Raw genomic sequence first — 17,039 nt, forward strand, 5'->3', positions numbered from 1 at the left:
CCAATAGAAAGATGTGATTCAATCGTGCAATTTTTGTGATTAATCGTCTCTGCAAGAAAGAGTGCAAACGTGGATTTGAAGCAGCTGGAACATTTCGTGGCGGTCGCGGAAGAGCGACATTTCACGCGCGCGGCGCGGCGTCTGAACCTCGTGCAGTCCGGCTTGTCTGCGTCGATCCGCTCGCTGGAAGAAGACTTGGGCGGACCGTTGTTCAATCGCAGCACGAGGCGAGTCGCTTTGACGCCTGCCGGCGAAGTGCTGTTCGCCGAGGCGCAGCGGGTACTGGCTGCCGCGCGCGACGCGCGGCACGCCGTAACGCAGGTCCACGGGCTTGCACGCGGCAGGCTGAGTATCGGTGCGATTCACGGTCTCGCGCCTTTCGTCGACCTGCCCGCTTCTCTAGGACAGTTTCGGGCCGCGTTCGGTGGGATCGATATCGAATTGACACTGGACGGATCGCGCGCATTGATCGACGGGGTGCGGGAAGGGCGCCTAGACCTCGCGTTCACACAGCCACCGGATACGCCGCTCGACGACCTCGGATCGCACATGTTCGCATGCGAAGGAATGGTCGTCGTCTGCGCGACACATCATCGGCTTGCGGGCGCCAGCGGGCTGGCGCTGGCCGATCTCGTCGACGAAGCATTCGCCGACCTGCGCCCGGAGTGGAGCGTGCGGCGGCTCGTCGATCGGAGTTTTGCGGCGGCAGGACTGCAGCGCCAGACCAGCTTCGAGGTCAACGACATGCCGATGTTGCTTGAACTGGCCGCGCACGGGCTTGCGATCAGTATGGTGCCCGAATCGGTGGCCGCCGCAAGGGGGAGCAACACGCGCGGGGCGCCGGTCGCAACGGCGAGCCTGCGCGAAGCCGATGAGCCCTGCTGGGAACTCGCGGCGGTTTTTAGGGGAAGCGCCGGAGAACCGCTCATACCCGTCGCCCGTGCTTTCCTGGACTTGCTCAAATTGCCCGAGGTGGCGAACTGACGCTTGACTGGCACCGCGCGGTACCGCGCATGCTTCGGACCACTCATCAGCGGGAGCGCCGTCGGTCACGCAAAAAAGTTCATGCTAGGATCGCCGACTCACTGTTCCAACGGATCGGGATCGCAGTCGCTGGTTGGCGTCGCGATTCCGGCACGCATCAACGAGGATTCTGATGACTCATTCTGCCCTGACCCCCGGCGCCGTCGCCGTGATCACCGGCGCCGCCGCCGGCATCGGCCTGGCTGCTGCCAAACGCTTTGCGCAGCTTGGGCTGCGCATCTGCATTGCCGACCTCGGCGCCGACCGCCTCGCGCGGGCGGTGGAGGAAATCGCCGCGCTGAGCGCAAACGGTACGCAAGACGTCTTTGCGGTTGAGACCGACGTCATTGTCGCCGACGATGTTCGCCGCCTGCACGCAACCGTCGTCGAACGCTTCGGCGGAACAGATGTATTGATGAACAATGCCGGCATTCAGCCCGGCAGCGGCATGTTCGGTCCAACCGCGAACTGGGAGCGCGTGCTGGGTGTCAACCTGTGGGGCGTGATCCACGGCACGCAGGTCTTCGTGCCGGGCATGATCAAGCGCGGCCGTCCGGGGCTCGTGATCAATACCGGTTCAAAGCAAGGCATCACGACGCCGCCGGGCGACCCCGCATACAACGTTGCGAAGGCCGGTCTGAAAGCGTTCACCGAAGCGCTGCAGCACGAACTGCGCAATACCGCCGACGGCCGGATCAGCGCTCATCTGCTGATTCCCGGCTTCGTGTTCACGGAACTCACACGGAACGGCCGTGTGGAAAAGCCCGCCGCCGCATGGACGCCCGAGCAGACCGTCGATTTCATGTTCGAGCGTCTCGACGCCGGCGACTTCTACATACTGTGTCCCGATAACGACGTGCCGCGTTCGCTCGACGAACGGCGCATTCTATGGGCGGCGGGCGATATCGTCGAGAACCGGCCCGCGTTGTCGCGCTGGCATCCGGACTACGCCACGGCATTCGAAGCGTTCGTCAAGCAGCCCCGCTGACTCAAGGCCCAGCACCATGTGGCAGCAAAGCGAAACCTATCCCGATCCCGCAGTGGAAGTGCTCGATCCGCGCTTCCTCAAATACCGGATCACGAGCGCGGCAGTCGAGCGGCTTGCGACCGGCATGCGCTTCGGCGAAGGACCGGTGTGGTTCGGCGACGGCCGCTTCCTGCTGTGGAGCGACATTCCGAACAACCGCATCATGCGGTGGGACGAGGAATCCGGCGCGACGTCGGTATTTCGCAAGCCCTCGGGGTACGCGAACGGCAATACACGGGACCGCCAGGGGCGGCTCATCACCTGCGAGCACGGCAACCGGCGCGTGACGCGCACCGAGTACAACGGCACGCTGACCGTGTTGCTCGACCGCTTCGACGGCAAGCGGCTGAACTCGCCAAACGACGTGGTCGTGAAGAGCGACGGCAGCATCTGGTTTACCGATCCGCCGTTCGGCATCTCTAACAACTATGAGGGTGTCAAGGCTGAGCCCGAGCTGCCGACCAACGTCTACCGCCTCGACCCGGCCACCGGCCGGGCGGAGGTGGTCGCCGGCGACATCGTCAATCCGAACGGCATCTGCTTCTCGCCCGACGAACGCCGCCTCTACATCGTCGAATCGGGCTCGAAGCCAAGGCGCATCCGTGTGTACGATGTCGAGGACGGTCGGCGCCTCGTGCACGGACGCGTATTCGTCGATGCGGGCGAGAACGGCGCGCCAGACGGTTTCCGTTGCGACACGGACGGTAACCTGTGGGCCGGTTGGGGCACCGGCCCGGGACTGAACGGTGTGATGGTATTCGCGCCGGACGGCAGCGCGATTGGCCGCATCGCCCTGCCCGAACGCTGCGCGAACGTCTGCTTCGGCGGCGCAGCGCACAACCGGCTGTTCATGGCGGCCGGGCAGTCACTGTATGCGCTATACGTCGATACGGCTGCGGCGGTCGCAACCTGAGCGCGCCGGCGGATTACGTCCGCGCCCGGTCGGCGGTGCCACCGCGCACGGGGCGGTGATGATGTGGATTCGTGCGAATTAGGACGTGCGCTGGCGCTCGCTGAACGGAATGCCGCCTCTTGACTTGGAGTCTGCTGGAGATTCCACGATCTGCACGACAACCTGTTCAGCGAGGACACCGAGGCTGTCAACCACAGCTTTGGTAATCCCCGTCATCAGCGCTTTCTTTTGCTCGGGTGAGCGCCCTGCTACTGCGTAAACAACGACTTCCGGCATGACGTACTCCAGTGGATTGGCAAGGAACTGCAGGCGCAATCATAGCGTCACTGGACGGCGTGTGCTCAAGCCTGGCCGCCGAAGCCAACATACGCCTGAAACTGATTCCCGGCGATTTTTCAGCGGCTCAAGCGGCCGTGGTCGGTGGCAAGTTCCAGCTGATCTTGCAGCCGTGGTCAGGACGCGTCGAGGTATTGTCAAGTTGGCGCCGGGGTCGACGAATATATGGGGCATCAAGAAAGCTTCCGTTTCCGTTTTGCTGTCGGCCGAGGCGCCGATCTCGTTCAAGGGCTATCGATTTCCGCCGGACATCATCAGCTACGCGGTGTGGCTGTACTACCGGTTCCCGCTCAGCCGGCGCATGGTTGAGGAGATGCTGGCGGCACGGGGAATCGAGCTTATGTACGAAACGGTGCGGTGCTGGGCGACGAAGTTCGGTCTGGCGGTCGCGAAGCGTCAAGTTGACAATACCGCTCGTACATATCGCGGATCATTGACCGACTCAACGCTGTTAGCTCGTTGTGTTCGTCGTCAATAATCGCCGGAAGCTGCTGCCGTACTTTCAACGCTGTTTGTGCAATGACCGCACCGTATTCGGCCACCGCTTTCCGGCTGCAGTCATCAATTGCGCAGTGCGTTGGCATTTCCGCCTTCAACGGGAAGTTTTCCAGCTAGTGTAGTGCGTCGTAAATAATGCAACTTAATCGCGATTTGCGAGTCTCCTTCTAGGTGATGAGGGAGAACCCATGAGAATCGCGGCAAAAGTTGAGCTGAGCGAAGGCCAGCGCAAACAATTGGAAACGTGGGCGGCTGGGCGGAGGGTTCCGGTACGACTGGCCGAGCGTGCCAAGATGATATTGCTCGCGGCACTGGGCCACACAGACAAAGAGATCGGTGTGCAGTTGGGTATCTGGCGAGGCACGGTGGCGCGCTGGCGAGCGCGCTTCATCGCGGACGGTGTGGCGGGGATCGAGCGGGACGAGACGCGACCCGGGCGCAAGCCGAAGATCTCTGCGCGCAAGGTCAAGGCCATCGTGGCGATGACCACGCAGCAGCGTCCCGATAACGCGACGCATTGGAGTACGCGCAGCATGGCGGCAGTGGCCGGCGTCAGCGAGGCGAGCGTGAGGCGCATCTGGCAGGCGCATGGACTCAAGCCGCATCGGATAGAAACCTTCAAAGTCTCGAACGACAAGCACTTTGCCGAGAAGCTGGAGGACATCGTCGGCCTTTATCTCGATCCACCTGAGCACGCACTGGTGTTCAGTTGTGACGAGAAGTCCCAGATCCAGGCTCTGGACCGGACCCAGCCTGGCTTGCCGATGAAGCGAGGTCGAGGTCAGACGATGACGCACGATTACAAGCGCAATGGTGTGACGACGTTGTTCGCCGCGATGAACACGCTCGATGGCAGCATCATTGGTCAGTGCCAGACGAAGCATCGTCATCAAGAATGGCTGGGCTTCCTGCGCAAGATCGATCGCAGCACCCCCAAGGGTAGGGAACTACATTTGATTGCCGACAACTACGCCACTCATAAGCATCCCGAGGTGAAGGCGTGGCTGGCCAAGCACCCACGATTTCACATGCATTTCACGCCCACCAGCGCTTCCTGGCTCAATATGGTCGAACGCTTCTTTCGTGATCTGTCCGAGAACCAGCTACGGCGGTCAGCCTTTCGCTCGGTACCCGAGTTGGTCAGCACGATCGAGCAGTACATTGAAAAGCACAATGGTGATCCAAAACCCTTCATCTGGACCGCTAAAGCTTCCGACATTCTGGCGAAAGTAACGCGTGCCCGCACCAAGCTGAATAAGATGCAATCCGTTTGACGCAGACCACTAGTTGTCGCCTCGACGTTTGGAATTCAGGCTGCTTTTAACTCCTGGTTATGAGATTGTCGAATGTCGACGGTCGGCTCAGCCCGATCGGGATTGAGGTGCACGACATGAACGCGCGCTGCCAGTCCCGCGTGGCACCTTTCCATCGTAGCGGATGACGTTCGCGCGAACCTCGTAGAGCGCTGTGCGGCGCTCGAGGATGTCCTGAGCAAGATTGGCATGGCGCTGGGCCGGTGTCACGAAGCGGATCGCACTGTGGCGGTGTTCGTGGTTGTACCAGTGCACCAGTTCTGCAACACAGGTGCGGGCTGCGAACGGGGTATCGAATGCCTCTAACGGATACCCACACAGCTAATCACATTGATGTCTCAACCGCTGGACATTGGCCTGGTACCGACGGTTTTCTGGTGCTCCACGTGAGCCAGGGGCGAAGGCCAGGACACCGGCATCCGCCCAGCTTGGAGCGACCTTCGCCGAGTCGCCCGTGGAGGCAAATCCCTAACTCCGGTTAAATGGACAGCCCAGAGTCACGTAATTGCGCCGCCCCGGCCCGGTCGCTGTAGGCTTTTTTCGACTGTTGCGTCACATCCGACCTACTTTTTCAGGTTCAGTCAGAACCAATGCGCTGCCCGCCAATTCTGTGGCTGACGACGCGGCCTTGGGCGGGCATAGTTGGGCCGGGAGGATTCCGGTTGCGAACTCGTGAGACTGTTCCTGCCTGATCGACGCAAATTCTCGAGCGCCTGATTTGCCAGCGAGAGCCCTTGAGTGGATGGTCGGACCCAACATATCCAACAAAACCAACAAAACCAATAAAACGCGCTTGACACCAGTTTTTGTCCAACCTGTAATGCATCCAACCAGCCAATGCGCTGTCCCATTCAGGATTTAGGATGAAATACGAGTCAAAATGCGTCTCTGCGCCGACGGTTCTTGATGCCGCTGATCGGATCAGGAACGGCAGCCTGACGCCGGGTGAGTTGATAGCGCACAGCCTGAAAGCGATAGAAACCCACAATCCCACATTGAACGCATTCGGCGACATCTACGCCGAAACGGCGGCGGCTGAGGCCGAAACGTTGACGCTCGAAGCCTCCCGCGGCTGTTTTAGAGGGCCACTGCATGGCATTCCGTTCGGCGTCAAGGACCTGTTTTCGACCGCTGGTCTGCGGACGACGCGGGGTTCGCTGACCGCGCTCGACTATGTGCCGTCGGATGATGCGCCGATTATCCGACGCCTGAAGGATGCGGGGGCGATCATCGTCGGCAAGACCGCGACGACTGAGTTCGGTTGGAGCGGCGCGAGCCTGTCGCGCGTATTCGGCAACGGCCGCAATCCCTGGAACCCACAACTCACGAGCGGCGGCTCCAGTTCGGGTTCGGCAATCGCGGTCGCCGCACGGATGGTGCCCGCGTCGCTCGGTTCGGACGGTGGCGGTTCGGTAAGGATTCCCAGTGCGTTTTGTGGCACGTTCGCGCTCAAGGGCTCGCTCGGCCGGATTCCGACGTGGCCTTGGTCGGCGACCGAAATGCTCAGCCATGCCGGTCCGATCACACGGACGGTGCGCGACAGCGCGCTGCTGTTCGACGTGCTATCCGGTCCCGACCCACGCGATCACCAAGCGTTGCCAGCACCGACTGAAACGTTCCTCGCGCGTTGCGATTCGCCGCTGCGGCCGCTGCGCGTCGCGTTTTGTCCGACGCTGTTCAACGTTGACGTCGATCCGGCTGTTGCGGCAGCAGTTGAAGCGGCGGTCAATCAGATTGCGCGGACGCTGCCAGTCACGATTGATATGCCCGCGCTCGAATGGCATGACCCGTTGCCGACGTTCGAGGCCCTATGGGTCGGCGGCCGCGGAATCGTGTACGGCAAGTCGCTTGCCAATCGCAAGGAGGAGCTCGAACCGGGCTTCGCGACGCTAATCGAACGTTCTGCGGACTACGATCTGGCCGGCTATCTGACCGCGGTCCAGCAGCGCGCGGCGTTCGCTTGCAAAGTCCACAAGCTGTTCGAGCGCTTCGATCTGCTGCTGACGCCAACGCTGCCAATTCTTCCGTTCGACGCGGACCGGATTGCGCCATCTGACCTCGATGGCGTCGACGACACCGCGGTGCCGTGGGCGCGCTGGACACCGTTCACGTACCCATTCAATCTGTCCGGCAACCCAGCGGCGAGCGTGCCGTGCGGCTGGAGTCCGTCAGGTTTGCCAATCGGCTTGCAGGTCATCGGGCCGCGCTTCGCAGATGGCGACGTGCTGCAGTTCTGCGCGGCGTTCGAGGCAATTGCGCCGTGGGAACATCGGCTGCCGCCGTTGCTCGTGGGCTAGGAGCGTACCGTGACGATCTGCAATTTCGACGCACATCAAGTCGGTGCCTGGCCAGAACGGCGCGCGCTGATGGCACCGCCGAGACCTGTGCTCCAGCAACAGACGAAGTTGCGAGTGGCGCAACGTCTCGACGCGGACGATGCCACGCCGACGCACCACCGCCTGTTGGCACAATCCGGGCGCTGCCACCGCGTGATCCGAACGCGCGGCAAACCTCGTTACACTGGTTGCTTCCCTGTACGCCGGACTCATCTACCTATGCTGAATCAGCCTCGCCTCGAAGAAATCATGCGTTTTCTGAGCCAGCAGAAACGCGTGAAGGCCGCCGACCTCGCTACGCAGCTGGTCGTCTCCGAAGAAACGATTCGCCGCGACTTCAAATATCTTGAAGAACTCGGCAAGTTGCGTCGCGTTCACGGCGGCGCGATCCTGCCGCGGCTTAACGAGGAGCAACCGCTGCAGGTCCGCAACCGGATCAGGACACAGGCGAAAGCGAAGATTGCCGAATGCGCAAGCGGCCTCGTGCAGGAGGGAATGGCGCTGTTCCTCGACACCGGCACGACAACACTCGCACTCGCGCATCAGCTGACAAGCTTCAGCCAGTTGCGAGTCGTCACGAACTCGCTCGACATTGCGCAACTGTTGACGCAGCAGAGCGACAACCACGTGCTCGTCACACCAGGCGACGTCCGTCGTAACGACAACGCATTGATCGGCCCGCACACGCTCGAATTCGCCCGTCAGTTCCATTACGACATCGCCTTTATGGGCATTGGCGCGGTCGATCTGAAGCTCGGGCTGATGGATTACGAAGAATCCGAAGCCATGCTGCGCAGAACGCTTGTTGTGCATTGCGTGCGTAGCGTCGTGCTCGCCGACGATGGCAAGTTTGGCCATCGCACGTTCATCAACACACTACCGTTCGACGCGATCGCGACGCTCGTCACAAACCGCCCGCTGTCGGCCGACTACATAGACCGCCTGGAACAAGCTCATGTCGATATCGTCCATCCCTGAACTGGTTCAACCCAACGCCGATGAGTTGCGCGCGTTCGACGCGCTGTTCAGCGCAAGCTCCGCGATTGGCGCGACGCCGGCCGGCGGTCTGCATCGGCTCGCGGCGTCGGCCCAGGACGGACAGGTTCGTGATCTGTTCCGCATCTGGCTCGACGAGCACGGTTTCGATGTGCACATCGATGCAATCGGCAACGTCTTCGGGCTTGTGACTTTGACGCCGGGCGCGCCGTACGTGTTGTGCGGGTCGCATCTCGACAGCCAGCCGAGCGCCGGCCGCTTTGACGGTGTATACGGCGTGCTTGCCGGCGCGACCGCGATCGTCGGCATCGCGCAGAGGCTTCGCGCGAGTGGTCACCGTGCGCCATGCAATCTGGCGGTCGTTGACTGGACCAACGAAGAAGGCGCGCGTTTCCAGCCGAGCCTGACGGGTAGCAGCGTGTTCACCGGCGCGATGTCGCTCGACGACGCGTGGGCATGCGAGGACCGGCAAGGCGTCACGCTGAAGAGTGCGTTGGAGCAGATTGGCTATCTCGGCGATGCGATGCTCGATCTGCCTATTGCCGCATATGTCGAGATGCACGTCGAGCAGGCGTCGAATCTCGAGCGCGAGGGGCTCGCAATTGGCGTGGTCCGCGAGACGTGGGCCGCATTGAAATGGCGAGTGCGCTTCGACGGCGAGCAGAATCACACCGGCCCTACACCGATGGCCGACCGGCGCGATGCATTGCTGGCGGCAGCGCACACGATCGCCGCGGTCCATGCGGAAGCCGTGCGGCACGGCGCGCAAATGCACAGTTCGGTTGGCCGCCTCGACGTATATCCGAATTCGCCGAACGTCGTGCCGTCGAGGACGATACTACACATTGAATTCCGTTCGCCGTCCACTGCGCTGCTGGACGGCACTGCAACATGCTTCGAGGCGACGTTGCGGAATATCGCTGAACAGACCGGCACGCGCATCGAGATCGAAAGCCGCCAGCTTCGCGCCCCGCTGAAGCTGCATGATGGCCTGTCGCGACTTGCCCACGACGTCAGCCTCGAACTCGACTTGCCAGCGGGCGATAGCGTCACCGTCGCCGGCCACGATGCGATTAGCATGAGTCGCGTCACGCCGACGTGCCTGCTGTTCGTACCTAGTCGCGGGGGCGTCTCGCACAACGAAGCCGAGTACACCGCTGATGCCGATCTGCACAACGGCCTGCGTCTGTTGAGCGCGTTGCTGGAGCGCATCTGCACTGAATCGTCGAGCTACCTTTGAGGACGATGATGCTGACGGAATCGCCTGAATCCCTTCGATTGCTCGACGCGCTGAATGCAGTAGGGCTAGGCAACGACGCGCAGGTTGGGCACGGTACCGGAGCAGTCGCGTCGCCGACGCGGCTCGCGACCGAATGGGCCGGCTTCGTCGTCGCGGTGGGCGCTCAATCGTGGTATGCGAAAGTGCTGCACGACGATATGAAAGAATTGATCGACGTTGCGCGGACCGTCGACGCGAGCCGCTGTGCGGCACAAGCGGAAGCAACGGTCGCGCTGCGCATCGTTGATATGCAGCGCGGCGTGCTGCTGTTCGATCGATTGGAGGCCTCCGAATGGCGCTGGGCGCGCGTTGACGATCTCGCGTCACCCGAGCGTCTCGACGCGCTGTGGGCGGCGAAGCGGCAAGTGCATGACGGTCCAGCGCCCATGTTTGTCTCGTCTCCGATGGACGACATCGCCCGACTTCGGGCGCTGTGTCGACGTGATGCGGTGGAATTGCCGATCGACGGGTTGCGGACCGATGACTGCATAGATCGTGCATGGAATGCGTTGCAGGCATCGGACGTAGAGGTCGTGCCACTGCACGGTGACGGCCTTGCGAGCAACGTGATGGTTGGCCCGCAAGGCGAACTCAAGCTGATCGATTTCGATTACGGTGGCTGCGGCGACCCTTGGTACGACGTGGCTATCACGCTGAACGAGTTGTATCAGTTCGAGCCGCAATGGCGGGAGGGTATCGTGCGCTGGGCTGGCCGTTGCGACGAAGCCGACTACGCGCGTTGCCGTCTGTATGCGCTTGTCAACGACTGGTACTGGACACTGTGGGGATTGTGGCTAGGCACGACGTCACCGCGCCGTCTCGAATTCACGAAACTCGCTCAATGGACTTCGTTGCGCTGCCGACAAGGCATTCAGGACGCGCGCTTCGAAGGCTGGCTTCGTCTGCTGAAGGGATGATTCGATGAAAGCACTCGGTCAGGCTCAGACCCATCATGAACACGAGATTGAAGCTGCGATTCGTGAATTGCCTGCATGGAAAGGGTACGATATTCGCTACGCACCGGTAGGTGGCGGCATCTCGAACACGAACTGGCGCGTCGAAGTCGACGGCGCGCAGACTGCGTATTTTTTCAAAGTGCCGGGTCAGGGCACAGAGATGTTTATCGACCGCCGCACTGCACACGAAGCGAGCGTGAAGGCCGCGATAACCGGCTACGGCGCGCCGGTGTTCGCGTTCCTCGAGGACCTGGGCGTCGAGGTGTTCGAGTTCATGGAAGGCTGGCGCGCGTCGTCAAACCTCGACTTCCTCGAGCGTGAGGTCCGGCACAACGCATTGCGTGCACTGAAGGCGTTCAATGATCAGCCGGTGCTCGCTCAGACGAAGACCATGTTTGACATGATCGACGAACATCAGCAGCAGGTCGAAGCGTTGCACGCGGTTAAACCCCCGGATCACGACTGGCTGTGCCAGCAATACCGTCGTGCCCGTGCGGCGCTCGAAGCGTCGGGTCTGGATCTCGCGCCCTGCATGAACGATACCCTCGCCGGCAACTTCATGCTGAACGATGCGCGCGAGATTCGCCTGGTCGATTTCGAGTACGCGTCGAACAACGACCGGCATTACGAGCTCGCCCTGTGGTTCGGCGAGATGTTCTTCGCGCCTAGGATGGAACTCGCGTTGCTCGAGGACTATTTCGGTCGCGTGACGCCCCAGGTCGTCGCGCGTGTGCAGTTGAACAAGGCGCTCGCCGATCTGAAATGGTCGACGTGGGCGATGGTGCAGCGTGCGGTGTCGCGGCTCGATTTCGATTTCTATAAGTACGGGTTCTGGAAACAGATGCGCGCTCGCATCGTCTTTCAGGATCCGCAGTGGGAAACATGGCTGAGGCAGGCGTGAAGAGACTAGGCGCTTGAAAACAGCTCCGTGCATAAACTGGTTCTGCGCCGACGCTTGAGCTCGACGACCTATTGAGAACCCGATTTCATTTTCAGGATGGGAAGGCATTATGGTTATTAAGGAATCCAGAGCGAAATTAAAAGCGATTGGCCGCGTCCGGGCGGATCTGACGCCATCTTCGGTCCGGCACGCCGAAGGCGGTGCCTATCGGCTGGGCGCGCGAGATGACAGCGCGTTCCATTCGTGTCCCTCAACCCGCCGCTCGCGAGGAGCCGATCATGGCTGAATCGATCCAAAGCTCGATGCCGAATTCGAAGAAGATTGTATTCGGCATCTATTTCTTCCTGCTTCTTCTGATGGCGCTGTGTCCGCCGTTCTATCTAGGCGTCAGCGGCAGTAAGCAACTCGTGCTCGGCGTACCGCTGCCGATCTTCTACTGGATCGCGAACGCGGTCCTGGTCGGGCTCGGCATATGGGCGCTGTACGTGGCCGAAGGCGTGTCCGGCGAACTCGCCAACGAAGGAGAACCGACATGACCCACTTCACGAATCCCGGCAACCCGGTCGTCACGTTCGGCATGATCGTCGTGTTTCTCGTTGCGATGATCGCGGTTCTGTATGCGACCAACCGCCGGAGCACAAGCTTCTCCGACTATGCCGTCGGCGGCCGCTCGTACGGCCCGTGGTTCGTCGCGATGAGCTACACGAACTCGTGGTGGCCCGGCTCGACGTTCACCGCGTTCTTCGCACTGTCGGTCGGCGGCGTGCTCGGTTTCTACGGGATGGTCTACGCGACGCTCGGCGTGACCGCGATGTATCTGATGGCAAACCGGGCGTGGTCGTGGGGCCGGCAGTTCAACCTGACGACGCAGCCGGACCTCCTCGGCATGCGCTACAACAGCCCGGTCGTCAAGCGAATCGCGTCGATCATCGGGATCATCTCGGTGTTTCCGTGGGTCGTGATGGGGATCCAGGCGCTCGCGACGTTATTCCAGTTCGCAACGTTCGGCCAGTGGACCGTGACGGCTTGCCTGACTGCTGGTGTTGTGATTGTACTGATCCGCCAGTACTGGACCGTCAGCATGGGGATGCGGGGGCTGATCATGACCGACATGTTCCAGGGGCTGATTGCGTACGTGCTGTGCGCGGTGCTGTGCATCCTGTTGCTATTCGGCAACCACGCGTCATTCTCGCACCTGTCGCAACTGCCGGCGAAGATGCTGCTGATTCCCGGCGACGCGCGTACCGGTTACGGTCCTTGGTACATGTTCAGCCTGATCTTCACCGGTGTGATCGGCTCAATGTGCTGGCCGATGAGCTTCCAGCGGATCTATACGGCGAGCGGCGTAAGGGCCGTCAAGAAGGGCACGCTGCTGACGATGCTGCTGGTTGGCGGCTTCTATTGCATCCTGATGCTGTTCGCGGCTGCCGCGAGTCAGGACCCGAACGTAGCCGCACAGCCGCAGCACGGTTGGTTCGTCGCACTCGCCGATATCGGCGGCTCGTGGCTTCTCGCGGTGGCAATCGTGATTGTGCTTGCGGCGAGCATCGGCCATGTCGACGGTTGTGTGCAGGTCTGCGGCACGCAGTTCGCCAACGACCTCGCGACGTGGAATACGCCGCGCACCGATCGCCAGTTGATGGTGTTGTCCAAGGCGGGCATGGTCGTGTTCATCGTCGCAGCGGCGATCCTTGCATATCTGACTTTCGACTACAGCCGACTGCAATTACTCGCGCAGATTTCATATCAAGGGATCATCCAGCTTGCGGTCCCGCTGTTCTTCGGCATCTTCACGCGGCGTGGCAACAAGCAGGGCGCGATTGCGGGAATGCTGGTGGGCATTGCAATCGCGATCGTGCTGACTTCCGTCTATCCGGACGACATCCGCGCGCTCGGTTCGCTGACCAGCGGGATTGTCGGGCTCGCAGCGAACTTCGTCGTGTTCGTCGTGTTTGCGTTAGCGATCAAGCCGTCGACCGACGAGATCGCCCGGCTCGACCGGCTGTTCGCGAAGCCTGTGCGCGGCCGCGCACCTTCGACGGTCGCCGTACCGGTAACACATTAAGGAAAAGCGGCCGCGGCGGCCGGCATGGATCTCGCATTTTGATGCTGCCGCGGCATCGAGAATTTGACTCAACGGAGGCCGGATGACTTTAGCGATTTTCGATCTTGACGACACGATTATCAATGGAGATTGCGCGAATTTGTGGAGCAGCGAGATGGCACGCCTGGGATGGGTCGGCGACGCCGATGCATTTGTACGGCAAAACGACGAGATGATGCGTGCCTACGGCGAAGGGTTGCTTACGATGGACGATTACATGAAAGCAACACTCGCACCGCTCGCCCGTCGCCGCGTCGTTGATGTGCGCCATCAGATCGATGCGTTTGTTGAACAGGTGATCGAGCCGAGGATTCGGGCCGACGCGCGGAATGTGATCGACGCCCATCGCCAGCGTGGCGACACCCTGCTGGTGATCTCGGCGTCGAGCGCGCATCTGGTCGAGCCAATTGCGGCGCGAGTCAGTATCAATCATGTTCTGGCGATTGATATCCAGACGGAGGACGGTGTCTATACGGGACGCACCTCTGGCGTACTGACGTATCGGGAAGGCAAGGTAGTTCGGCTGCGCGCATGGCTAAAGGCGCACGACGAAAGCCTGGCCGGTGCCAGCTTCTATTCCGACTCGCGAAACGATTTACCTCTGCTGTGCGAGGTCGACAGGCCGCACGTGGTCAATCCGGACCGGGTGCTGGCAGCGCACGCGAAGGAGTGTGGGTGGCCTGTGTTGACATGGCACTAACGTGCGCGGCACTCTGGAGCAACGCGAGATGAGCTATACCGAAGCGATCGGCACACGCACCTACCGGTTCGACGATCTCAAAACGTTGCTGGCGAAGGCGAGCCCGCTGCGCTCGGGCGATCAGCTCGCCGGCACCGCGGCGGCCAGTGAGGAAGAACGCGTCGCAGCCAAGATGGCACTCGCGCAGGTGCCGTTGCGCACCTTCCTCAACGAGGCATTGATTCCGTACGAAAGCGATGAAGTCACGCGCCTTGTCATAGACGATCACTCGCCCGAAGCTTTCGCCGAGATATCCCATCTGACGGTCGGCGATTTCCGCAACTGGCTACTCAGCAGCGAGACGGATGCCGATGCACTCACGCGTATCTCCGCCGGCCTCACACCGGAGATGGTCGCCGCGGTGTCGAAGCTGATGCGTAACCAGGACCTGATCGCGGCGGCGCGCAAGCGTCCGGTGATCACACGCTTTCGCAACACCGTGGGATTGTCTGGCCACATGTCAGTGCGCTTGCAACCGAATCATCCGACCGACGATGTCAAGGGCATCGCCGCCTCGATGCTCGACGGCCTGATGTACGGCTGCGGTGACGCGATGATCGGCATCAATCCGGCTACCGACAGCCTGGCCGCGATTACCACGCTGCTGCTGATGGTCGACGATTTCCGGCAACGCTATCAGGTGCCGACGCAATCATGCGTACTGACGCACGTCACCAACACGATTGCCGCAATCGGCAAGGGCGCGCCGGTCGATCTGGTGTTTCAGTCGATTGCCGGTACGGAAAAAGCGAATGCCGGCTTCGGCATTTCGCTTGCGTTGCTGCAGGAAGCCTATGAAGCGGCGCTCTCGCTCAATCGCGGCACAGTCGGCAACAACGTGATGTATTTCGAAACGGGGCAGGGCAGCGCGTTGTCGGCGAATGCGCATCATGGCGTCGACCAGCAGACCTGCGAAGTGCGTGCCTATGCGGTGGCACGAAAGTTCAATCCGTTTCTCGTCAATACGGTGGTCGGTTTCATCGGCCCGGAATACCTCTATGACGGCAAGCAGATCACGCGCGCGGGTCTCGAAGATCACTTCTGCGGCAAGCTGCTCGGCGTGCCGATGGGTTGCGACATTTGCTACACGAACCACGCGGAAGCCGATCAGGACGATATGGACAACCTGTTGACGCTGCTCGGCGTCGCGGGAATCAACTTCATCATGGGCGTCCCCGGCGCGGACGATGTGATGCTGAACTACCAGAGCACCTCATTCCACGATGCGCTTTATGTGCGCGACGTATTGGGCCTAAGGCGTGCGCCGGAATTCGAAGAGTGGCTGGAGTCGATGCAGGTCGCCGACGCGCTCGGCGTGTTGCTCAATGGCGCGATACGGCAACCATTGCTGGAAGGTGCGCGCGAATGGATGGGGATCGCATGAGCAACGACTTCCTCGAAAAGAACCCCTGGAGCGCATTGCGTCAGTTCACCAATGCGCGTATCGCATTGGGTCGTGCCGGCAACAGCCTGCCGACTGGGCCGCTGCTCGCGTTCAATCTATCGCACGCGCAGGCACGCGATGCGGTGCATCATCCGCTCGACGCTGATTCGCTGCATGAGCAGTTGCGCGCGAACGGCTTCACCACGCTTGATGTGCATAGTGCTGCGCCGGACCGTCAGCATTACTTGCGGCGTCCGGATCTGGGGAGACGCCTGTCGGAGGAGAGCCGCGAGGCGCTTGCGCAAGCCTCCATCGAAGCGCCGGAAGTGGTGTTCGTGATTGCCGATGGGCTGTCGGCCTGTGCTGCTGCAAAGCAATCCATTCCGCTTTTGAGGGCCGTCTCTTCACGCCTTGCGGATTGGAGAATTGGTCCGGTGGTGGTCGCTCGGCAAGCACGGGTAGCGCTTGGCGATGAGATCGGCGAAATTCTGCGGACCAGGCTCGTCGTGATGCTGATCGGCGAACGTCCCGGGCTGAGCTCGCCGGATAGCCTCGGCATCTACCTGACGTACGCGCCTAAAGTAGGGTGCGCCGATGCGCAACGCAATTGCATTTCGAACGTGCGCCCCGAGGGATTGAGTCACGGCGCAGCCGCGCACAAGCTGCACTATCTGCTGACGCATGCGCGCCGCTTGGGCCTCACTGGCGTGGGACTTAAAGACGAGAGCGATGCATTGCTGGAAAAGGCGGCCAAAGACGCGTCTACGGCGATCGCAGCACCGGACGCCAACTAACTTCGATGTTGTGGAGGTTGTCATGGTCATCCAGTCCAATCAGACAGCACTGCCTCTTTCGTTCGAACTCGACCTGCGCGCATGGACAAACGCCGTGTACGAAGAAGCCTTCGGAGAGGGATTCATTCGCGTGCCTTGGGAACCTGACGACGCGTTCGTCCGGCGATTGCAGTCTTTTTTCCGCGCCGGCCTGTCGCCTGCTGAAGCTGTGAGCGCGTGCTTCTGTCTGAACCACTAATGCCGAACCGGCCTGAGTATGAAAGTCGAGGTCCGCGATCGACAGGCCGGACAGATTGACAGACACGGTAGCCGATCAATCGCACGGTCCGCCTTCCAAGGAAGTTGCTTAGGGACAGATAGACTCACGTGCCGTGAAGCGCTTCACCAAGCGCATGAATGGCGGCCGAGCCTCGCAAGCGGCGGGTCGCCACCTGCGAGGC

The 17,039-nt window shown here is 61.3% G+C and carries 15 protein-coding genes and 1 pseudogene; 15 read left to right on the forward strand and 1 reads right to left on the reverse strand.

All coding sequences use genetic code 11. The features are described from left to right. The first annotated feature begins 69 nt into the window (after positions 1-69). The 3 genes from OKW35_RS26590 (at position 70) to OKW35_RS26600 (ending at position 2,963) form a co-directional block, all read left to right on the forward strand. Positions 70-984 (forward strand): LysR family transcriptional regulator, encoded by a 915-nt coding sequence (locus tag OKW35_RS26590; RefSeq protein ID WP_429553600.1) that lies wholly within the window; start codon positions 70-72, stop codon positions 982-984. Positions 985-1,156: 172 nt separating this feature from the next. Continuing rightward, on the forward strand, positions 1,157-2,011 hold the full coding sequence (locus OKW35_RS26595) for an SDR family NAD(P)-dependent oxidoreductase (RefSeq protein ID WP_184068840.1): 855 nt from the start codon (positions 1,157-1,159) through the stop codon (positions 2,009-2,011). A 16-nt stretch (positions 2,012-2,027) separates the two neighbouring features. Further along, positions 2,028-2,963: an SMP-30/gluconolactonase/LRE family protein gene (locus OKW35_RS26600; protein ID WP_429553601.1), complete on the forward strand. Its 936-nt coding sequence runs from the start codon at positions 2,028-2,030 to the stop codon at positions 2,961-2,963. 78 nt (positions 2,964-3,041) lie between these two features. On the opposite strand, the gene OKW35_RS26605 is transcribed toward OKW35_RS26600, so the two are convergent. Further along, positions 3,042-3,239 (reverse strand): tautomerase family protein, encoded by a 198-nt coding sequence (locus OKW35_RS26605; protein WP_184068834.1) that lies wholly within the window; start codon positions 3,237-3,239, stop codon positions 3,042-3,044. 256 nt (positions 3,240-3,495) lie between these two features. Here OKW35_RS26605 and OKW35_RS26610 point away from each other — a divergent pair. The 12 genes and pseudogenes from OKW35_RS26610 to eutC all read left to right on the forward strand — a co-directional run. Beyond that, positions 3,496-3,696, forward strand: a pseudogene (locus OKW35_RS26610) (IS6 family transposase); the annotation flags it as partial. A gap of 289 nt (positions 3,697-3,985) precedes the next feature. After that, a complete protein-coding gene (locus OKW35_RS26615) occupies positions 3,986-5,071 on the forward strand; it encodes an IS630 family transposase (RefSeq protein WP_429550962.1) in 1,086 nt (361 codons plus the stop codon). A gap of 902 nt (positions 5,072-5,973) precedes the next feature. After that, positions 5,974-7,407, forward strand: a complete 1,434-nt coding sequence (locus tag OKW35_RS26620) for an amidase (RefSeq protein ID WP_429353530.1) — start codon at positions 5,974-5,976, stop codon at positions 7,405-7,407. Positions 7,408-7,665: 258 nt separating this feature from the next. Continuing rightward, complete coding sequence (locus tag OKW35_RS26625; RefSeq protein ID WP_429291300.1) at positions 7,666-8,424, forward strand: DeoR/GlpR family DNA-binding transcription regulator; 759 nt, start codon at positions 7,666-7,668, stop codon at positions 8,422-8,424. Beyond that, positions 8,402-9,682 carry a Zn-dependent hydrolase gene (locus tag OKW35_RS26630; protein WP_429353531.1) on the forward strand — a complete coding sequence of 427 codons (1,281 nt, stop codon included), beginning with the start codon at positions 8,402-8,404 and terminating at the stop codon, positions 9,680-9,682. Before OKW35_RS26625 ends, OKW35_RS26630 begins: the two co-directional genes overlap by 23 nt. A 5-nt stretch (positions 9,683-9,687) precedes the next feature. Next, positions 9,688-10,638 (forward strand): phosphotransferase, encoded by a 951-nt coding sequence (locus OKW35_RS26635; protein ID WP_429553602.1) that lies wholly within the window; start codon positions 9,688-9,690, stop codon positions 10,636-10,638. Between the two features lie 4 nt (positions 10,639-10,642). Beyond that, complete coding sequence (locus tag OKW35_RS26640) at positions 10,643-11,578, forward strand: choline kinase family protein (RefSeq protein ID WP_184068822.1); 936 nt, start codon at positions 10,643-10,645, stop codon at positions 11,576-11,578. Between the two features lie 278 nt (positions 11,579-11,856). Then, positions 11,857-12,114, forward strand: coding sequence for a hypothetical protein (locus OKW35_RS26645; RefSeq protein WP_184068819.1), 258 nt, complete (start codon positions 11,857-11,859; stop codon positions 12,112-12,114). Beyond that, positions 12,111-13,643: a sodium:solute symporter family protein gene (locus OKW35_RS26650; protein ID WP_184068816.1), complete on the forward strand. Its 1,533-nt coding sequence runs from the start codon at positions 12,111-12,113 to the stop codon at positions 13,641-13,643. The genes OKW35_RS26645 and OKW35_RS26650 overlap by 4 nt, the downstream gene beginning before the upstream one ends. A gap of 82 nt (positions 13,644-13,725) precedes the next feature. Beyond that, positions 13,726-14,382: an HAD family hydrolase gene (locus OKW35_RS26655; RefSeq protein ID WP_184068813.1), complete on the forward strand. Its 657-nt coding sequence runs from the start codon at positions 13,726-13,728 to the stop codon at positions 14,380-14,382. Positions 14,383-14,410: 28 nt separating this feature from the next. Next, a complete protein-coding gene (locus OKW35_RS26660) occupies positions 14,411-15,805 on the forward strand; it encodes an ethanolamine ammonia-lyase subunit EutB (protein ID WP_184068810.1) in 1,395 nt (464 codons plus the stop codon). After that, positions 15,802-16,599 (forward strand): ethanolamine ammonia-lyase subunit EutC, encoded by a 798-nt coding sequence (gene eutC, locus OKW35_RS26665; protein ID WP_260321468.1) that lies wholly within the window; start codon positions 15,802-15,804, stop codon positions 16,597-16,599. The genes OKW35_RS26660 and eutC overlap by 4 nt, the downstream gene beginning before the upstream one ends. The last annotated feature ends 440 nt before the right edge of the window (positions 16,600-17,039 follow it).

This window comes from Paraburkholderia sp. MM5477-R1, from assembly GCF_050436385.1.
GTDB classification, from domain to species: Bacteria; Pseudomonadota; Gammaproteobacteria; order Burkholderiales; family Burkholderiaceae; genus Paraburkholderia; species Paraburkholderia tuberum.